This is a genomic window from Lactobacillus nasalidis, assembly GCF_016587775.1.
GTDB lineage: Bacteria > Bacillota > Bacilli > Lactobacillales > Lactobacillaceae > Lactobacillus > Lactobacillus nasalidis.
The window spans coordinates 1-1,373 of record NZ_BOCG01000014.1 but is presented as its reverse complement, the minus strand read 5'-3'; the positions used below and the strand labels follow the sequence as shown (position 1 = coordinate 1,373).

The following is a 1,373-nucleotide window of genomic DNA, read 5'->3' as shown; positions in this document are numbered from 1 at the left end:
TATCTACCGGGGCACCTACGCCTTGTCGCAGGCGGCCACGGCAGCCTACGAGTCTGCCAGGAAAAAGCTGGCGGCCTTCATTGGCGCTGAAGCTGACGAGATAGTTTTTACCAAAGGCACGACCAGTGCCATCAACCTGGCGGCCTTTGGCTACTTCCGCTGGCAGCTGGGGCCGGGCGACGAGATTGCCCTGACGGCGGCAGAGCACCACAGCAACCTGATTCCCTGGCAGCAGGTCGCCAAGGCCACCGGCGCCAAGCTGGTCTTTTTGCCCCTGGACAAAAAGGGGGCTGTTGACCTGGCTGGGGCGGAAAAAGTCTTGACCAGCCGCGTCCGCCTCTTGGCCCTGGCCCAGGTCGACAATGTGCTGGGCACGGAGCAGCCGGTCAAGGAGCTGGCCGCCATGGCCAAAAAGCAGGGGGCCCTGGTCCTGATCGACGGGGCCCAGGCCGCCGGACACCTGCCGGTTGACGTCAAGGAGCTGGGAAGCGATTTTTACGCTTTTTCCGGCCACAAGATGCTGGCCCAGACAGGAATCGGGGTTTTGTACGGCCGCCGGGAGCTGCTGGAGCAGACCCGACCGCTGGAATTCGGCGGGGAGATGATCCGCGAGGTGAGCTTGACGGACGCGAGCTTCAAGCCGGCCCCGCAAAAGTTTGAAGCCGGCAGCCAGAACGTTTCCGGGGCCATTTCTCTGGGGGCGGCCGTTGATTACCTGACCGGAATCGGCTTGGAAGCCATCAGGGACCGGGAAGCCAGCCTGGGCCGGCAGATGGCCCAGGGGCTGGAAGCTGCCGGGGCGACAGTTTACGGCTATGGCGGCGGAATCGTCGCCTTCAACCTGCCCGGCATTCACCCCCATGACCTGGCGACCGCCCTGGACGCCCAAGGCATTGCCATCCGGGCCGGCCAGCACTGCGCCCAGCCGCTGATGGACTGGCTGGGCGTCTCTGCCGTAGCCCGGGCCAGCGCGGCTTTTTACAATGACGAAAGCGACGTGCGGGCCCTGGTCCAGGGCGTTAGCGCCGCAAAGGAGTTTTTCAATGGCACTAGATGATTTGAAGCAGGTCTACCAGGCCGTTTTGCTGGACTATGCCGCCAGCACGAAATACCGGCAGCCGCTGGCCAATCCCGCCAAAGAAGTCAGCCTGGTCAACGAGAGCTGCGGGGACCGGCTGACTTTGCAGGTTGATCTGGCCGGCGGAAAAATTTCGCGGATTGCCTGCCAGGCGCAGGGATGCGCGATTTCCCAGGCATCAGCCACCATTCTGGCCAGCCTGGCCGTCCAGCAGCCGCAGGCCGTGCTTGACCGGCTGCAGGCGGCTTTTTGGCGGATGCTGGAAGGGCAGGAGATCAGCAAAGAAGAAGAGGAG

Annotated in this window: 2 protein-coding genes; both read left to right on the top strand. The window is 63.7% G+C overall.

Features of this window, described 5'->3' with window-relative positions:
• On the top strand, nucleotides 1-1,057 hold a 1,057-nt coding region (locus lacNas_RS00140; protein WP_201346475.1), incomplete at its 5' end, for a cysteine desulfurase.
• Nucleotides 1,044-1,373: iron-sulfur cluster assembly scaffold protein (locus lacNas_RS00135; protein WP_201346474.1), on the top strand; the 330-nt coding region annotated here is incomplete at its 3' end. The genes lacNas_RS00140 and lacNas_RS00135, both read left to right, overlap by 14 nt.